15 protein-coding genes are annotated in these 17,739 nt (G+C 68.6%); 6 read left to right on the forward strand and 9 right to left on the reverse strand.

The window, feature by feature from the left end; translation table 11 throughout:
- Positions 1–78 precede the first annotated feature (78 nt).
- Both ACT9F5_RS04130 and ACT9F5_RS04135 read left to right on the forward strand, forming a co-directional pair.
- Positions 79–1,515 (forward strand): aldehyde dehydrogenase family protein, encoded by a 1,437-nt coding sequence (locus ACT9F5_RS04130; protein WP_445118653.1) that lies wholly within the window; start codon positions 79–81, stop codon positions 1,513–1,515.
- Between the two features lie 82 nt (positions 1,516–1,597).
- Positions 1,598–3,325: a YfbK domain-containing protein gene (locus ACT9F5_RS04135; RefSeq protein WP_445118654.1), complete on the forward strand. Its 1,728-nt coding sequence runs from the start codon at positions 1,598–1,600 to the stop codon at positions 3,323–3,325.
- Here the strand turns inward: ACT9F5_RS04135 and ACT9F5_RS04140 are convergent.
- Positions 3,315–5,921, reverse strand: a complete 2,607-nt coding sequence (locus ACT9F5_RS04140) for an EAL domain-containing protein (RefSeq protein ID WP_445118655.1) — start codon at positions 5,919–5,921, stop codon at positions 3,315–3,317. The genes ACT9F5_RS04135 and ACT9F5_RS04140 overlap by 11 nt on opposite strands.
- A gap of 147 nt (positions 5,922–6,068) precedes the next feature.
- On the opposite strand from ACT9F5_RS04140, the gene ACT9F5_RS04145 reads away from it, so the two are divergent.
- The 4 genes from ACT9F5_RS04145 to ACT9F5_RS04160 all read left to right on the forward strand — a co-directional run bounded on the left by ACT9F5_RS04145 (position 6,069) and on the right by ACT9F5_RS04160 (position 10,021).
- Positions 6,069–6,623: an RNA polymerase sigma factor gene (locus tag ACT9F5_RS04145; RefSeq protein ID WP_445118656.1), complete on the forward strand. Its 555-nt coding sequence runs from the start codon at positions 6,069–6,071 to the stop codon at positions 6,621–6,623.
- Positions 6,620–7,585, forward strand: coding sequence for a hypothetical protein (locus tag ACT9F5_RS04150; protein WP_445118657.1), 966 nt, complete (start codon positions 6,620–6,622; stop codon positions 7,583–7,585). The genes ACT9F5_RS04145 and ACT9F5_RS04150 overlap by 4 nt, the downstream gene beginning before the upstream one ends.
- On the forward strand, positions 7,582–8,175 hold the full coding sequence (locus tag ACT9F5_RS04155) for a YigZ family protein (protein ID WP_445118658.1): 594 nt from the start codon (positions 7,582–7,584) through the stop codon (positions 8,173–8,175). Before ACT9F5_RS04150 ends, ACT9F5_RS04155 begins: the two co-directional genes overlap by 4 nt.
- Before the next feature lie 61 nt (positions 8,176–8,236).
- Complete coding sequence (locus ACT9F5_RS04160) at positions 8,237–10,021, forward strand: ABC transporter transmembrane domain-containing protein (protein WP_445118659.1); 1,785 nt, start codon at positions 8,237–8,239, stop codon at positions 10,019–10,021.
- 3 nt (positions 10,022–10,024) lie between these two features.
- Here the strand turns inward: ACT9F5_RS04160 and ACT9F5_RS04165 are convergent, their stop codons facing one another.
- The 8 genes from ACT9F5_RS04165 to ACT9F5_RS04200 form a co-directional block, all read right to left on the reverse strand.
- The gene (locus ACT9F5_RS04165; RefSeq protein ID WP_445118660.1) at positions 10,025–11,698 is read right to left on the reverse strand and encodes an acyl-CoA dehydrogenase family protein; all 1,674 of its coding nucleotides are present in this window, start codon (positions 11,696–11,698) and stop codon (positions 10,025–10,027) included.
- A gap of 119 nt (positions 11,699–11,817) precedes the next feature.
- Positions 11,818–12,024, reverse strand: a complete 207-nt coding sequence (locus tag ACT9F5_RS04170; protein ID WP_332615109.1) for a cold-shock protein — start codon at positions 12,022–12,024, stop codon at positions 11,818–11,820.
- Between the two features lie 111 nt (positions 12,025–12,135).
- Positions 12,136–12,912: an S-methyl-5'-thioinosine phosphorylase gene (locus ACT9F5_RS04175; RefSeq protein WP_445118661.1), complete on the reverse strand. Its 777-nt coding sequence runs from the start codon at positions 12,910–12,912 to the stop codon at positions 12,136–12,138.
- Positions 12,913–13,015: 103 nt separating this feature from the next.
- A complete protein-coding gene (locus tag ACT9F5_RS04180) occupies positions 13,016–13,561 on the reverse strand; it encodes a hypoxanthine-guanine phosphoribosyltransferase (RefSeq protein ID WP_445118662.1) in 546 nt (181 codons plus the stop codon).
- Complete coding sequence (gene nagZ / locus ACT9F5_RS04185; RefSeq protein ID WP_445118663.1) at positions 13,561–14,556, reverse strand: beta-N-acetylhexosaminidase; 996 nt, start codon at positions 14,554–14,556, stop codon at positions 13,561–13,563. Before nagZ ends, ACT9F5_RS04180 begins: the two co-directional genes overlap by 1 nt.
- Positions 14,557–14,731: 175 nt before the next feature.
- Positions 14,732–15,232 (reverse strand): CYTH domain-containing protein, encoded by a 501-nt coding sequence (locus ACT9F5_RS04190; protein WP_445118664.1) that lies wholly within the window; start codon positions 15,230–15,232, stop codon positions 14,732–14,734.
- A gap of 9 nt (positions 15,233–15,241) precedes the next feature.
- Positions 15,242–16,600: a 23S rRNA (uracil(1939)-C(5))-methyltransferase RlmD gene (gene rlmD, locus ACT9F5_RS04195; protein WP_445118665.1), complete on the reverse strand. Its 1,359-nt coding sequence runs from the start codon at positions 16,598–16,600 to the stop codon at positions 15,242–15,244.
- A gap of 520 nt (positions 16,601–17,120) precedes the next feature.
- Positions 17,121–17,738, reverse strand: coding sequence for a DUF1318 domain-containing protein (locus ACT9F5_RS04200; protein WP_445118666.1), 618 nt, complete (start codon positions 17,736–17,738; stop codon positions 17,121–17,123).
- Between the last annotated feature and the right edge of the window lies 1 nt (position 17,739).

Here is a 17,739-nt window from a genome sequence, read left to right on the forward strand (position 1 = left end):
GCGAGCGATCAACCATCCGATCGCGGCTGAAGCCGCTCCTACAAGAGCCCAATCGAACGCAAACCGGGAGAGAGAACAGTGGCCACCCTGAAGAAAACCTATCCCTACTACCTCGCCAACAAGGCGGTCGCGGCCAACACCGACTTGGAAGTGTTCGACAAGTACAACGGCAAGCGCGTCACCCGGGTCGCGATGGCCGACGCCCGGGCAGTCGGCAAGGCGATCACCGCGGCGTACAAGGCGCGCGAGACGATGGCCGCGTTTCCGCCCAGCGCCCGTCGCAAGGTTCTGGAGCATTGCGTGCGCCGCTTCGAAGAGCGCCACGAGGAACTCGCACTGGCCCTGTGCATCGAGGCCGGAAAGCCGATCGCCGACGCCCGCGGCGAAGTCACCCGGCTGATCGACACGTTCCGCATCGCCGCCGGCGAGGCGACCCGCATCGGCGGCGAAGTGCTGGAGTTGCAGATATCCGAACGCACGGTCGGCTACCGCGGCATGGTCAAGCGCGTGCCGGTCGGCGTGTGCAGCCTGATCACGCCGTTCAACTTCCCGCTCAACCTGGTCGCACACAAGGTCGCGCCGGCGATCGCGGCCGGTTGCCCGTTCGTGCTCAAGCCGGCATTGAAGACTCCGATCGGGGCCTTGATCATCGCCGAGATCCTGGCCGAGACCGACCTGCCGAAGGGCGCGTTCTCGGTGGTCACCTGCTCCAACGACGACGCCTCGCAGCTGGTCGAGGACGAGCGCATTGCGCTGCTGAGTTTCACCGGCGGCCTGATCGGCTGGGACCTCAAGGCCCGGGCCGGGCGCAAGAAGGTCGTGCTGGAGCTGGGCGGCAACGCCGCCTGCATCGTCGATGCCGACCCGGGTGTGGGGCTCGACGAGGTGGTCAAGCGACTGGTCTCGGGCTCCTATTACCAGAGCGGCCAGAGCTGCATCGGCGTGCAGCGCATCTATGCCCACGTCGACATCCACGACGCCCTGCGGCGCAAGCTCAAGGCCGCCGTCGGCAAGCTGCGCATGGGCGACCCGCGCGACGAGAAGACCTTCATAGGCCCGATGATCGACGAGGATGCCGCCAAGCGCGTCGAGGGCTGGATTGCCAAGGCGCGCAAGGCGGGCGCGAAGAAGCTCGCCGGTGGCGAGCGCGAGGGCAACATGCTGCCGGCGTGGCTGCTGGAGAAGGTGCCGCATGACACCGATCTCTATCGCCAGGAGGCGTTCGGCCCGGTTGCCTTCATCGAACCGTTCGAGGATTTCGACGACGCCCTCGCCGCGGTCAACGACAGCGAGTTCGGCCTGCAGGCCGGTGTGTTCACCGCGCGCCTGGACCACGCGATGCGGGCCTGGGACCGGCTCGACGTCGGCGGAGTGGTGGTTGGCGACATCCCGAGTTTCCGGGTCGACAACATGCCCTATGGCGGGGTGAAGGCGTCCGGACTCGGCCGTGAAGGCCTGCGCTACGCGATCGAGGACATGACCGAGCAACGGCTGCTGGTGATCCGCGACCGCTGATCGCGCCTGCCATCGATTGGCGGCAACCCCGTTCCGGACCGACATGCGTTTGCCATCGGTACCGACCCACGAGGCTTCCGCCATGCATCGATACCACTCGCTTTCCACCGCGCGCGTCGCCACCCTCGCGGCCGCGCTGGTCGCCGGCCTTGCCGTGACCGCCTGCAACTCGACCCGCGAAGCAGCCGTCGCCCGGGAAGACCTGGCGACGACCGCGCGCCAGGCCAAGCTCGTTGCCCCACCCGCCCCGCCGGCACCGGTGATGTACGCGCCGCAAGCCATGGCCCGTTCGATCGTCGCGGACGCGAGCCACTGGTACCGGCCGCCGGTCGCCGCGCCGACCAACACCGAGAACTACGCCGACTTCGACGACAACCCCGTCCACCGCGCCTCGGACCAACCGGTGTCCACCTTCTCCATCGACGTCGACACCGGCAGCTACGCCAACGTGCGCCGCATGCTGGTCGATGGTGTGCGCCCGCCGGCCGATGCGGTGCGCGCCGAGGAATTCATCAACTACTTCGACCACGGCCACCCTGCACCGACGTCGCGCGAGGTTCCGTTCCGGGTCAGCACCGAGCTGGCACCGGCGCCGTGGAACGCAGGCCGGCAACTGCTGATGATCGGCATCAAAGGCTACGACGTTCCGCGCCAGGCACTGCCCCCGGCCAACCTGGTGCTGCTGGTCGACACCTCGGGTTCGATGCACTCGGCCGACAAGCTGCCGCTGCTCAAGCGCGCGATGGGCATGCTGGTGCGGCAATTGCGGCCGCAGGACACGATCTCGATCGTGGTCTACGCCGGTTCCGCAGGGCTGGTGCTGCCGCCGACGCCGGGCGATCGCCAGGGTGAGATCCTCGCGGCACTCGGCCAGTTGCAGGCCGGAGGCAGCACCAATGGCGGCGCCGGCATCCAGCTGGCCTACGACATGGCACGGCAGGGCTATGTCGACGGCGGCGTCAACCGCATCCTGCTGGCGACCGATGGCGACTTCAACGTCGGCACGGTCGACCAGGGCGCGCTGGAAACGCTGGTCGCCGATCAGCGCAGGAGCGGCATCGCGCTGACCACGCTGGGCTTCGGCAGCGGCAACTACAACGACGCGCTGGCCGAGCGCCTGGCCGACCTGGGCAACGGCAACCACGCCTATATCGACAGCGCGCTGGAGGCGCGGCGGGTGCTGGTAGAAGCAATGGGTTCGACGTTGCTGACGATCGCCAGCGACGTCAAGATCCAGGTCGAATTCAATCCGGCGCTGGTCGCCGAGTACCGGCTGATCGGGTACGAGAACCGCGTCCTGCGCAACGAGGACTTCGCCAACGACAAGGTCGACGCCGGCGAGATCGGCGCGGGCCACGAGGTGACCGCGCTGTACGAGATCACCCCGGTGGATTCGGGTGAAACGCGGCTACCGCCCCTGCGTTATGGCGCCGACCAGCCGCGTGCCACCAAAAGCGATGAGGTCGCCCACCTGCGCTTGCGCTACAAGCAGCCCGGCAGCGACCATAGCCGCTTGGTCGAGACCCCGATCCTGCATTCCGACCTGCGCCCGCGCGCCAGCGACTCGTTGCGGTTCACGGCCGCGGTCGCCGGTTTCGCCGATGCGCTCCGGGGGGGTGCGCGCACCGACGGCTGGGGCTGGGACGGCATCCTCGCCGCCGGGCGACCGACCGGAAGCGACCGCGTGGATCCGCGCCGCGCGGAATTCGTCGACCTGGTCGAACAGGCACGCCTGCTGGTTGACGGGAAGGACGACAGCAATGGCGAACGCAGCGACGACCGGGACGCCGGTGCGCTCGTCAGCGATTGACGGCCTGGGGAATCGCCGGCGACATCTGCTCGGCCGGCCGGCCGAGCAGGTAACCCTGGCCATAGTCGCAGCCGAGCTCACGCAGCAACGCGCGCTGCTCGTCGCTCTCGATCCCTTCGCCGATGGTGTAGATCCCGAGCGCACCGGCCAATGCCTGGATCGCCCGCACCACCGCGATGCTTTCGTTCTTGCTGTCCCCGGTCAGGCCGGCGACGAAGCTGCGGTCGATCTTCAGGCACTCGATCGGGAACCGGTGCAGGTACGACAACGCCGAGTAGCCGGTGCCGAAGTCGTCCAGCTGCGCCAGCACTCCATGGCTGCGCAGCATCTCCAGCGTACGCAGTGCACGCGGCACGTCGTCGAGCAGGGCGACCTCGGTGATCTCGATGCGCAACCGTCGCGGGTCGGCGCCGGCGGCGTTGATCAGGCGCAGCAGGCGGTCGGCGAAATCATCGGTGCGGAAGTGCCGGGGCGAGACGTTGATCGATATGTAACCGGTGCCCTCGACCGACAGCCGCGAGATCACCTGCGCGTACATCAGCCAGTCGACTTCCTCGATCAGCCCGTTGTCCTCGCCGACCCCGATGAACTCGCCCGGGCTCAGCAGGCCGCGCGTCTGGTGGCGCCAGCGCAGCAATGCTTCGTGGCCGATCACCACGTTGTCGCCGAGCCGTACGATCGGCTGGTAATGGGCAATGAAACTGTCGCCGTTGATCGCGCGACGCAGGTCGGCCTCCAGGTCGAGGATCTGCAAGGCCTGCTCACGCATCGCCTCGTCGAATACCGCGCAACGGTCGCGGCCGGATGCCTTGGCCCGGTACATCGCCGCATCGGCATCGCGCAGCAGTTCGGCACCGGTGTGGTAGCGCGGGTGCCACAGGGCGATGCCGAGGCTGGCCGACGGGAACACCTCGCGCCCCGCGACCCAGCACGGCTGCCCGAGTGCGTTGAGGATCCGCTGGGCCAGTTCCTCGGCCACGTACAGGCCGTCGATGTCCTCGACCAGGATGGCGAATTCGTCACCGCCGAGGCGCGCCACGGTATCGCCGTCGCGCACGGTGGCGACGATCCGCCGGCCGGCCTCGACCAGCAGGTCGTCGCCGGCGGAATGGCCGACGCTGTCGTTGACCAGTTTGAACCGGTCGAGGTCGAGGAACAGCACCGCGAATACCCGCGACGCCTCGCCCATCGAGCTGTGCCGCGCGTTGGTCCGCGCATTGCTGATCGCGGCGCTGAGCCGGTCGAGCAACTGCGAACGGTTGGGCAGGCCGGTCAGCGCGTCATGCCGCGCCTGGTGGGTCAGTTTCTGCTCGGCCCGCAGTCGCTCGCCGATCTGCTCGAGCAATTCGGCATTGGCCATCGCCAGTTCCCGGGTGCGCGACTCGACCCGGTGTTCGAGCTCGACGTGGGCGGCGATGAGCCGGTCCTGGCCCTGCTTGCGCGCCAGCCCGATGCTGATGTGATGGGCGACGAAGGTGAGCAGGTCCTGGTCGCGCGCGCTGAAGTTGATCGCGTTGGAATAGCTCTGCACCGCGATGACCCCGACCACCGCTTCGTTGCGGAACAACGGCACGCCAAGCCAGCAATGCGACAGGCTGCCGTGGCTGCGCCAGTGGCCCTGTGCCTCCAGCTCGGCGATGCGCCGGCGATCGGCCAGCACCGGGCGGCCGCTGGAGATCACGTACTCGGTCATGCCCGCGCCGAGCCGGCGGGTGACACGGGCGGCGTCGCGCTCGTCGATCGAGTACGGGAACTCCAGCCGCTCGCCATCGTCCGACAACAGCGCGATGTAGAAATTGCGGGCGTAGAGCAGCTCGCCGACCACGTCGTGGACCTGGGCGTAGAAGCGCTCCAGGGTCTCGGAGGTGATCGACAGCTCGGCGATGCGGAACAGTGCCCGTTGCAGGCGTTCCGCGCGCTGGCGCTCGACGATCTCGCTCTGCAGGTCGCGGTTGCTCTGCTGCAGGGCCTGGGTCCGCTCCTCGACCCGCAGCTCCAGTTCCTCGCGGGCCTGGTGGCGGTCCAGCGCGGTCAGGATGTGCTGGGCGACGAACGCCAACAGCGCGCGCTCCTCGTCGCCGAAACTGTCGGGACGGTCGTAGCTCTGCACCACGATCGCGCCGCACACCCGGTCGTCGCGGCGCATCGGCACGCCGAGCCAGTCCTCGCTGTCGGGGCCGTGCCGGTCATCACGCCCGACCGACAGTTGCCTGCGCACTTCGTCCGACGATCCGCGTACCGGCTCGCCATGGTGCAGCAGGGCGAGGGTCAGGCTGGTGGGCGACTCCTCGGCGAGGATCTCGCGCTCCGGCTCGGCCACGTACGGGTCGAGGCGATCGGCGAAGTAGAGGAAGCGGTAGCTGTCGCGTACATCGTCGAACAACACGATGTAGAAGTTCTCCGCGTACATCAGCCCGGCCACGACCGCGTGCAGGCGCTGCAGCATCTCGTCCATCTCGAGGTCGGAACCGGCGAGGTCGGCGATTTCGTACAGGGCCTGCTGCAATCGCTCGGACTTTTCCAGCGATTCGACGCGCGCGCGCGCATCGCGCAACTCCGCGACCAGCGCAGCGGGCACGTCGGGATTGCCGGCCATGCCAGCCACGTTGTGCGCGCTGCCCATCTTTGCGCTTGCCTTCTGCACCCGCTGCCGTCCCCCGTGTCCCCGCGCAGGATAGCGCGCCTGCCCCGGCCGTGGTCCGATGGCTTTTCGCCGCCCGCGCCAGCCCGTACCCTGCTGCCAATGAATGGCGCCGTCGACTCGAGCGATGAAATGCTGATGCTGGCCTGGGCGGGGGGCGACGCGACCGCGTTCGAGCTGCTCTACGCACGCCACAGGAGCCCGTTGTACCGGTTCCTGCTGCGCCAACTGCGCGATCCGTCGATGGCCGACGAATTCTTCCAGGACGTGTGGCAACGGGTCATCGGCGCCCGCGACGGGTGGAAACCCGAAGCCGCCTTCCGGACCTGGCTGTTCCGGATCGCCCACAATCGCCTGAACGACCACTGGCGCGCACTCAAGCATCGGCCGCCCGCACCGGTCGACGGCGAGGATAGCGCCAACCGCCAGCCCGATCCGTCCAATCCCGAGCACGAGTTGTCGGAATTCGAGCAGCGCCGCCAGTTGCAGCGCGCAATCGACGAGCTGCCCGACGAGCAACGCGTGGTGGTGCTGTTGCGGCTGGAGCAGGAGCTGAGCCTCGAGGAAATCGGCGCGATCACCGGCAGCGGCCGGGAAACCGTCAAGTCGCGCCTGCGCTACGCGATGGACAAACTGCGCGCGGGGTTGAATCCATGACCAACCAACGACCGGATCCGTTGACGCCCGAAGAGCGCGAGTTGGCCGAGCGGGTGGGCCGCATCGCCCCGCGCGCGACGCCGTCGGCCGAGCTGGACGCGCGGATCCTCGGTGCCGCGCATACGGCCGCGGGCCGCAAGGCCGGTCCACCACGCTCACGTCCGCGCTGGCCCGCGCTGGTCGGTATCGCGGCGACGCTGGCGCTGGCAGTCGGCGTGGTGTGGCAGCTGCGGCCGGTGCACGAGGCGCCGGTCGAGCGCGACGAGATGCCGTCCAGTGCAATGGTCCGTCCGACGGCGGCAGTGGCGGAGGCGCCCGTGTCGGAACGCGGCCTCCCCCGCCCCGCCGAGCCCCGGGCAACGGACATTGCGGCACCTGCGCAATCGTCCGAGCCGCGGCTGCGCATGCTTCCACCGCCTGCGCCGCGGCCGTCGCCACCCGTGGTGTTCGATGATCCGTCGCCGGTCAGCGCGCCCGAGGTTGCCGCTCTCCCGGCCCCTCCGGCTGCTCCCCCTGAGCCTGCACCTGCACCTGCACCACCTCCCCCTCCCGTGCCGCCGGCTCCTCCCGTACCGGTGATGGACACGACGGCAGCGGCGGTGAACAGGCCCGCTGCCGCGGCGCGGGCACGTCCGCAGGCGGATTCCAAGGCTGCGGCGATGCAGCGCGAAGCCACCGACACCGCCGCCGCCAAGTGGGCCGCCGACGATGCACAGGCCGGTTTCAGCATCGATATCGATGCCCACCAGCGCACGATCACCATCGCCGATGTCCCGGTCGACAGTGACCGCCTGCTCGATCCGGTCGACTGGATCGAACGCATCCGCCAGCGGCGCGACAGCGGCGACCTGGGCAGCGCGCGCGCCAGCCTCGACGCGTTGCGCGAGGCGCATCCGGCATTGGCGTTGCCCGACGACGTGCTGGCGATCGCGATCACCGCCGAAACCCCTCCGGAACGATGAGCGGCACCACCCTCGCCCAGCGCGCCAGCCACGAGATCGAGATCAAGCACAGCCGCTTCCTCGCGCTGGCCGGGCCGGTCGAGTCGCCCGAGGCGGCATTGGCGTTCGTCGCCGAGGTCGGCACCGTCGACGCCACCCACAACTGCTGGGCCTACCGCATCGGCGGGCTCTATCGCTCCAGCGACGACGGCGAACCCGCCGGGACCGCGGGCCGGCCGATCCTCGCCGCGATCGACGGCCAGGGATTCGACCAGGTCGTGGTCGTGGTCACCCGCTGGTACGGAGGCATCAAGCTGGGAGCCGGCGGCCTGGTCCGTGCCTACGGCGGCTGCGCGGCGGAGTGCCTGCGCACCGCGCCACGGCGGGAACTGGTCGAACTGGTCGAATGCACCGTAGCCTACGGTTTCGCCGATACCGGCGCGGTGCATGCGACCGTCGCCGCACATGGTGCCTACAAGCTCGACGAGCGATTCGACGCCGCCGGCGCACACCTGCGACTGTGCTTGCCTGCCGAACAACTGGACGCCCTGCGGATCCAGTTGCGCGACGCGACCCGCGACCGGGCGATCGTGACGTCTCCGCGGGGCTGATCCGCGGGTATCGACACCCCGCGGACGCGACGCACCGGGACGGATGACGGACAATGGCGCGATGACCGCACCGTCCGAATCCGAGAACCCCACGCCCTCGCCCGCCAAGGCCCCGATCGGCAGCCTGCGCACCCTGTGGCCGTTCGTGCGCCGGCACAACGGCTTGTTCGTGGCCTGGCTGCTGGCGCTGGCCTGCTCCTCGACCGCCACCCTGAGCCTGCCGTTCGCGTTCCGGATCATGATCGACCAGGGCTTCAGCCAGGGCGGTGGCAGCGCGATCGATCGCGCATTCGTGTTGCTGTTCATCGTCGCCGTGGCGCTCGCGCTGGCGACCGCGGCACGGTTCTATTTCGTTTCCCTGCTCGGCGAACGGGTGGTGGCCGACTTGCGCGGGCAGTTGTACTCCCACCTGATCGACCTCGATGCCGGCTTCCACGACCGCAACCGCAGTGGCGAGCTGGTGTCGCGGCTGACCGCCGATGCCGAACTGTTGCGCGGCGTGATCGCCACCAGCATGTCGGTGGCGCTGCGCAGCACGGTGACCTTCGTCGGCAGCATCGTGATGCTGTTCGTGACCAGCCCGCACCTGGCCGCCTATGCGTTGATCGGCATCCCGCTGGCGGTGTTGCCGATCGTGCTGGGCGGGCGCCGCCTGCAGAAAATTTCGCGTGACAGCCAGGACCGGGTCGCCGACGCCAATGCGCTGGCCAACGAGACCCTCGGCGCGGTGCGCACGGTGCAGGCGCATGCGCGCGAACCCTACGAACTGGGCCGATTCGTCGAGGCACTCAAGGTCGCCGTGGCCACCGCCCGCAAGCGCATCCGCGCCCAAGCCTGGGTCACCGCGGTCGCCATCGTGCTGGTATTCGGTGCCATCACGCTGGTGCTGTGGTCCGGGGCGCACGACGTGGTCGACGGCCGGATGAGCGCCGGCGCACTCGGCCAGTTCGTGCTGTACGCGCTGATCGGTGGCGGCTCGGTAGGCGCGCTGGCCGAGGTCTGGAACGAACTCCAGCGTGCCGCCGGCGGCATGGGCCGGATCACCGAGCTGCTGGTCGAGGCGCCCACCGTGGAAGCGCCGGACCGGCCGCAACCACTGGCCGCGCCGGTGCGCGGCGACCTGCATTTCGATGGCGTCACCTTCCACTACCCGCTGCGCCCCGAGCTGCCCGCGCTGGACACTTTCGACCTGCGGGTCGCCCCGGGCGAGACCGTCGCGCTGGTCGGCCCTTCGGGCGCCGGCAAGAGCACCGTGTTCTCACTGCTGCTGCGTTTCCACGATCCGCAGACGGGCACGCTCCGGGTTGACGGCAACGACATCCGTTCGCTCGCCCTCGCCGACCTGCGCGACGCCATCGCACTCGTCCCGCAACAGGCGACGATCTTCGCCACCAGTGCCCGCGACAACATCCGCTACGGCCGGCTCGAAGCCACCGACGCCGAAGTGGGTGCGGCAGTCCGGGCCGCCCACGCGACGGACTTCATCGACGCGTTGCCGCAAGGTCTCGACACCGAACTGGGCGAACGCGGCGCACGCCTGTCCGGCGGGCAGCAGCAGCGCATCGCGATCGCCCGTGCATTGCTGAAGGACGCACCGATCCTGCTGCTCGACGAGGCCACCAGCGCGCTCGATGCGCAAAGTGAGCGCGCGGTGCAGCAGGCGCTTGAAACCCTGATGGAAGGCCGAACCACGCTGGTCATTGCGCACCGGCTCGCAACCGTGCTGAAGGCCGACCGGATCGTGGTGATGGATCGCGGCCGGATCGTCGCCGAGGGCACGCACGCGCAGTTGCTGGCCGAGGGCGGCCTGTACGCGGAGCTGGCGAAGCTGCAGTTCCTGGACTGAGCGTCAGCCCGCGGGCGGCAACGCCCGTTCGATCATGTCGTCGGACGGCAGGTCGGACGACAAGGTTCCCATCGCGAGCCCATGTACGCCACCCAACCGCGAGCGGCAGAACATGTCGGCCGTCGGACTGCCCGCGGCCAGCAGCACGCTGCCTTGCAATGCCAGCGCCAGGGATTCGACGAAACGGCGCGCACCGGCTTCATCGATACGCGACTCGCCATGCAACGGCCCGCGCAGGCGCTCGATCGCGGCCGCATGGTCGGGGTGGCCGTTGCCGGCATCCTGCAGCACCGCCCACAGCGCCTCGCCGGTCCCTGGCTCCTTCGCCAGCGCGCGCAACACGTCCAGGCACTGGATGTTGCCACTGCCCTCCCAGATCGAGTTGAGCGGTGCCTGGCGATACAGGCGCGGCAGGATCGACTCCTCGATGTAGCCGTTTCCGCCGAGGCATTCCTGCGCCTCGTTGACGAAGGCAGGTGCGCGCCGGCACAGCCAGTACTTGCCGACGGCGGTCGCGACCCGCGCCAGCGACGCCTCGACCGGATCACGCGGAGCCGCATCGACCGCGCGCGCCACGCGCATCGACAACGCCAGCGCCGCCTCCGCTTCGACCGCGAGGTCGGCCAGCAGGTTGCGCATCAGCGGGTGCTCCGCCAGCGGCTTGCCGAATGCGCGACGGTGGCGGCAATGGTGGATCGCATGGGCCAGCGCCATCCGCACCTGCGCGGCGGCACCGAGCATGCAGTCCAGCCGGGTCAGCATCACCATCTCAAGGATGGTCGCGATGCCGCGTCCCTCTTCGCCGATGCGCCGGGCCCAGGCGCCGCAGAACTCGACCTCGGACGAGGCGTTGGACCAGTCACCGAGCTTGTCCTTCAGCCGGACCAGCCGGAACGGGTTCTTCCGGCCATCGGGCAGGTGGCGGGGCATCAGCAGGCAGGTCAGCCCTCCGGGTGCCTGCGCCAGGACCAGGAAGCCATCGCTCATCGGTGCGGAGAAGAACCACTTGTGGCCGACCAGGCTGTACTCGCCGTCATCCGCGAGCGGTGTCGCGGTGGTGGTGTTTGCACGGACATCGCTGCCGCCCTGCTTCTCGGTCATGCCCATGCCGAGGGTGACGCCGCGCTTGTCGGCGATCGGCACTTCGCGCGGATCGTAATGCGGCACCGCGGCCTTGTCCGCCCAATCCGCCAGCCCTGGCTCACGCCGCAATACCGGTACCGCGGCGTGGGTCATGGTCAGCGGGCAACTGGTGCCGGGCTCGACCTGGTGATGCAGATAGCTCAGGGCTGCGCGGGCCACGTGAGCGCCGGGTGCAGGCTCGTGCCAGCTCAGGCCGGCGACGCCATGTTCGATCGCCGCCTGCATCAGTGCGTGGTAACTCGGGTGGAATTCGACCCGGTCGATGCGATGGCCATGCGCGTCGTGGCTGCGCAGTCTCGGGCGATCACGGTGGGCGTCGAAGGACAGCTCGTACAGGACGCTGCCAGCCAGCGCGCCGTAGGTCGCTACTCGCCCTGCGAATTCCCCGGCGCCCTCACGTTGCATCGCCTCGCGCAGGACGATGTCGTCTTCCCACAGGTCGCGCGGCGCAAAGTCGGGCGGCTGGTTTTCGACACTGTGGGTTTCGAAACGCGGTGTCTCGAAGCCCGGGTTCTCGTTCTGCGGCGGGTTCATGGCCGGCTCCGCATGGATTCCCGACACGAATCTAGCACCGGCGCACGATGCAGGGCGCTGCCCGGTCGAGACATAAAAAAAGCCCCGCCGGAGCGGGGCTCTTCAACCCTGCCGGCGGATCACTCGACCGGCGTGATGTCGGACGCCTGCGCGCCCTTCGGGCCCTGGGTCAGCTCGTAGCTGACACGCTGGCCTTCCTGCAGGCTGCGGAAGCCCTTGGAGTTGATCGCGGAAAAATGTGCGAACACATCCGCGCTGCCATCTTCGGGCGAAATGAAGCCGAAGCCTTTCGCGTCGTTGAACCATTTCACGGTGCCGTACGTCATTTTCTGGAAAACCTCATGCTGGATTCATTGTCGCGTCGCGGTGCGGGGGAAAGGCCGGACGCGGCCCGAGTATGCAAACTGAACGGTCGCTTGACAATCGCGTTGGTGTGTTTAGTCCGCAATTTCGAGCCTCAACAGCGCACGGAGCAGCGACGGCAGGCCGGACGAGGCCGCCGCGACGTTGTCGAGCACGTCCTGCAGGGTGATCACCTCGTCGGGCTCCGGGCCGGCACCAGCGGCCCAGTTGGCGACGATCGCGAGGCATGCGTAATCAAGTCCCATCTCGCGCGCGAGGCCGGCTTCGGGCATGCCGGTCATGCCCACCAGGTCGCAGCCGTCGCGCCGCATCCGCGCGATTTCGGCGCGGGTTTCCAGCCGCGGGCCCTGGGTCGCGCCGTAGCAACCGCCATCGACCAGGGCGACACCGGCATCGGCCGCGGCGCCGATGACCGCGGCGCGTAGCGAGCGGGTGTAGGGCTCGCCGAAGTCGACGTGGAGGACTTCGCTGCCGGGCTCCTCGCAGATCGTCGAGATGCGGCCCCAGGTGTAGTCGATGAGCTGGTCGGGACAACCGAGAACGCGCGGACCGAAGCGTTCGGTGATGCCGCCGACGGTATTGAGCGCGAGCACGCGTTGCGCGCCGGTCGCCTGCAACGCGGCGAGGTTGGCGCGGTAGTTGATCTGGTGCGGCGGCAGGGAATGGCCCTCGCCGTGGCGGGCCAGGAATGCGATGCGCTGCCCATCGAGCGTGCCCACGCGGATCGGCCCGGACGGCGCGCCGAAGTGGGTCACCGGCTGGTGGGTTTCGACGTCCTCCAGTTCGGCCAACTGGTAGAGACCGGTCCCCCCGATGACGGCCAGCGCGATGGAGCTGGTTTCAGTACTCATGTCATGCCTCCTGCTCTTGTAGGAGCGGCTTCAGCCGCGTTCGGATGGCTTTCGCCCGCGCCGACTTCAGATCGCGGCTGAAGCCGCTCCTACAGTCAGGCCGTCACTTCAGCGCGTAGATCGCCGGCAGGTTGCGGCCTTGCTCGTGGTAGTCCATGCCGTAGCCGAACACATAGCGGTCCGGCACCTCGACGCCGGCGTAGTCGGCGCGCATGCCCTCGACGCAGCGGTCGTGGACCTTCACCGCCAGCGCGGCGATGCGCACGTCGGCGGCGCCCTGCCCGCGGCACCAGGCGACGATGCCGGCCATGGTGTGGCCCTCGTCGAGGATGTCGTCGACCAGCAACACCCGCCGGCCTGGCAGCGGGGTCGCCGGGCGGTGTTTCCAGGTCAGCTCGCCGCCGGAGGTGGCACCGCGGTAGCGGGTCGCGTGCAGGTAGTCGAACTCCAGGTCGAGCCCGCGCTCGCCCAGCGCGAACGCCAGTTGCGCGGCAAACGGCATGCCGCCATGCATCACGGTCAGGTAGACCGGCACGCTGCCGGCGTAGTCGTCGGCGATGTTGGCGGCCATGCCCGCGATGGCGGTCTCCAGGCTGCCGCGGTCGTGGATGACTTCCGAATTGGCCAGTGCGGCCTGCAGGTCGCCCATCAGGCCATGCCCTCCAGCCGACCGCGACTGTCGCCGTAGCGATTGTCGGCCAGCAGTCCGTCCCAGCCCATCGGGCCGCGACCGATCAGGCCGGCCAGCGCCATCGTGTTGAGCGCGCGGCCCTCCACGGCTTTCAGCGACTCCTCGACCAGCTCCGGGTGGCATACCAGCACCACGTCGCAGCCGGCGTCGAGGTGCAAATCGACACGCTGCTTGATGCCGCCGGCGGAGAACGCCGCGGCCATGCCGATGTCGTCGCTGAAGACCACGCCGCGGAAGCCCATCTCCGTGCGCAGGATGTCCTCGATCCAGCGCTTCGAATAGCCCGCCGGCTCCGGCGCGACCGCCGGGTAGACCACGTGCGCCATCATCACCGCGTCGGCCTTGGCCTCGATGCCGGCGACGAACGGCACCAGGTCGAGCGCGCGGATCTCGTCGAGCGGTCGCGGGTCGACCGCGTCATCGAAATGGGTGTCTTCCAGCACCGAGCCATGGCCCGGGAAATGCTTGAGCGTGGCCGCCATCCCCGCCGCATGCATGCCGCGCACGTAGGCGCGGGTGAACTCGGCGACCACCTGTGGGTCTTCGGAAAAGGCGCGATTTCCGATCGCGCGGTTGCCGCGACCCAGGTCGACCACCGGGGCGAAGCTGAGATCGACGCCGCTGGCCTTGACCTCGCTGGCCATCAACCAGGCGTGCTCTTCCGCCAGCTTGAGCGCGGTGGCGGGATCCCGGGCGTATTGCCTGCCGAACCCTTCCAGCGGAGGCAACGCGCTGTAGCCCTCGCGGAAGCGCTGGACCCGGCCGCCCTCCTGGTCGACGCAGACCAGTTGCGGACGCGGCGCGGCCTCGCGGATCGCCTGCGACAGGTCGGCGACCTGCGCCTTCGACGCGAAATTGCGGGTGAACAGGATCACGCCGGCGCAGCCATCGTGCTGCAGCCAGTCGCGCTCCTGCGCGGTGAGTTCGGTGCCGGCGACGCCGATCACGAGCATGGGTGGACTCCCGGTGGAGGCACGGAAACGGACCCGCATTGTCGCGCAGATGGCGGGTGATGGCGCGAGGACGGTTTCTTGTAGGAGCGGCTTCAGCCGCGATCGGACAATCGTGCGCCCGCGCCCACTCCAGATCGCGGCTGAAGCCGCTCCTACGAAAGGCCCAAGCCAAGGCCTACCGCTCCGCCGCGCTCCACTGCGCATACGGCCGCGTCGCCAGGGCGATGTTGTAATACCGTGATTCGTCGGTGACTTCGGCGCCGAGCCATCCAGGCCGGGCGAACGCCTCGTCGGCGCTGCCCAACTCGATCTCCGCCACCACCAGCCCGGCGTTGTCGCCGAGGAACTCGTCGACCTCCCACAGGTGCCCTTCGAACTCGACGTAATGGCGGCGCTTGTCGACCAACCCACCGACGCTCAACGCCAGCAACGCGCGGGCATCTTCGACCGGGATCGGGTAATCGAACTCCTGCCGGGTATGGCCAAGCTCGCGTGACTTGAGGTTGAGGAAGGCGGCGTCACCGGCGATGCGCACGCGCACCGAGGCCTTCATGGCGCCTGTGTCCATGGCCGCGAGGTCATTGAGGTAACCCTGCGCCATCGGCACGACCCGGTGCGCGGCGGTGCGCCAGGCGTCGGAGCTGACGAGGAACTTGCGTTCGATCTCGATGGCCATGGTTTCGCCTCAGCCCCGTTCGAACATCGCGATCGATTCCACGTGCGCAGTGTGCGGGAACATGTCCATTACCCCGGCCGCACGCAACTTCCAGCCCCTTTCATTGACCAGATAGCCGGCATCGCGCGCCAGCGAGGCCGGGTGGCAACTGACGTAGACGATCCGCTTGAACTGCTTGAGCGGCAGGTGCGCCAGCACGAAATCGGCGCCCGAGCGCGGCGGGTCGAGCAGCAGTTTGTCGAAGCCTTCGCGCATCCACGATTGGCCACCAAGATCCTTGGCCAGGTCGGCGGCGTGGAACTGCACGTTGGCGATGCCGTTGTGCACCGCGTTCTCGCGCGCCCGCTGGACCAGCCCCGCCTCGCCTTCGACGCCGACCACCTCGCGCACCGAGCGCGCCAGCGGCAGGGTGAAGTTGCCGAGACCGCAGAACAGGTCGAGCACGCGGTCGTCGGGATCGGCATCGAGCAGCTCGATCGCGTCGGCGATCATCTTGCCGTTGAGTCCGGCGTTGACCTGGATGAAGTCGAGCGGGCGGAAAACAAACTCGAGGTTCCATTGCGGCAGCGCGAACGCCAGCTTCGCGTCCTCCGGCCACAGCGGATGCACGCTGTCGAGGCCGCCGGGCTGCAGGAAGATCGCGAAACCGTGTTGCTGGCCGAACGCGACCAGTGCGCCGCGGTCGACCTCCGACAGCGGGGCGAGGTGGCGGATGGTCAGTGCAATCCCGCTGAATTCGCCGGTCGGATCGCCCGCGATGAACTCGATCTGCGGAATGTCGCGGCGCGCCTCCAGCCCATCGACCAGCGCACCCAGCGCCTCGACCTTCTCGCCGATCTGCGGGATCACCGTGTGGCAGCGCGCGATGTCTGCAACGAAACGCGGATCGGTCTCGCGGAAACCGACCAGGGTCTTGTCCTTCTTCTCGACCCGGCGCACGGAAAACCGCCCCTTGCGCCGGTATCCCCAGGCCGCGTCGACCAGCGGTTCCAGCACGCGCTCGGGGGTGACGTGGCCGATGCGCTCGAGGTTTTCCAGCAACACCTTCTGCTTGGCGAGGATCTGCTTGTCCTCGGCGTAATGTTGCAGCGCGCAGCCAGCGCACACTCCGAAATGCGCACAGCGCGGTTCAACCCGCTCCGGCGCTGCATGCAACACTTCGACCGTCCGCGCTTCGTCGAAGCTCCGATGGCGACCGGTCTGCACCGCCATCACCCGCTCGCCCGGCAGCGCACCGGCGACGAACACCGCCTTGCCGGCCTCGCCGGGCTCCTTCGACGCCCGGCGGGCCACGCCGCGGCCGTCGTGGGTCATGCCGGTGATTTCGGCTTCAAACGGGGTCTTGTCGATTCGGGCCACGGGCAACACACGGTTATTCAGGGCCGCGTATTGTCGCAGAGGCGGGCCGTGTGCCCCATGGGAGTGGCTCGCAGGATGTCTGGTGGGTTCCTCGCGCAGGAGGCGGCCACCGGGGGATTACTCCAGCCCTTCATCAGGGCATCCTGCCCTGAGGCGGGCCGCGGGTAGGAGCGACGTAAGTCGCGATTTCCTCGATGCCTCACGGGTTCAGAGCGTCGCGACTTACGTCGCTCCTACAACAGAGGACGTCGCATCGACACGAGCGTTCTGCGGTTGGTTCCAGAACTCCAATACACGGAATCCGCCACTCTGGCCGCGAAGCGGCGTCCTGTCCGGGTGCTGCGGAGAGTGCGCCATGGATGGCGCACGGCGGTGAGTGCGGCCATGGAAGGCCGCCCGAACCGAGTGGCAGCACCCGGACAGGGCGGCGCTCCCGCCCGAAGTCGAGAAACCCGCCCGACCCGCTCTGCCGTTGCCTTTGCCGTTTGCGGCTACTTCTGTTGCTGCCGTTGAAGCAACGAGCGGCCTACTACTTCTGCTTCCACCCACCACCACTCTGGTACCACCAACCACTACGCGCGCTCGCAATCCACTGCTTGGCGAACACCTCGCGGATCTGCGACTCCCACTCCGGGTGCCCATTGGCCACCGCCACCTCGCGGTACACCGCATTGCGGTCACGATTGTCTTCGGCCACCGCCTGCTGGATCTTCACCCGATCCCTCAACTCCAGCTTCGACGCATCGCGCACCACGATCGTGCCGTCACTGGCGAACCCCAACGCACCCGCATCGAAGCCCGCCCGCAGGGTCGAATTGAACCGCGACGCCATCCGCGCCTGGATCGCCTGGATGGCCGGCGTCTTGATCGAGATATCCGGCGACTGCGCATGCGCACTGCCGATGCCCACCAGCGAATACAGATCGACCCGCGACGCCAGCTGACGCAACGTCACCGGCTCCAGCATCGCGCTAGGACCGCCTTGGCCATCCTCGACCGGCGTCGACGGCTGCGGCTCCTCGCCGATCACCTTGTCGACGAACTGACGGGCCGCCTCCCTCGCCTCCGCGGCCGGGAAATACACGTTGATCGTGACGCAGGCCGTGACCATCACGGCGGCGACCGGAACTCCCATCCAACGACGCATC

This window comes from Lysobacter sp. F6437 (genome assembly GCF_052547215.1).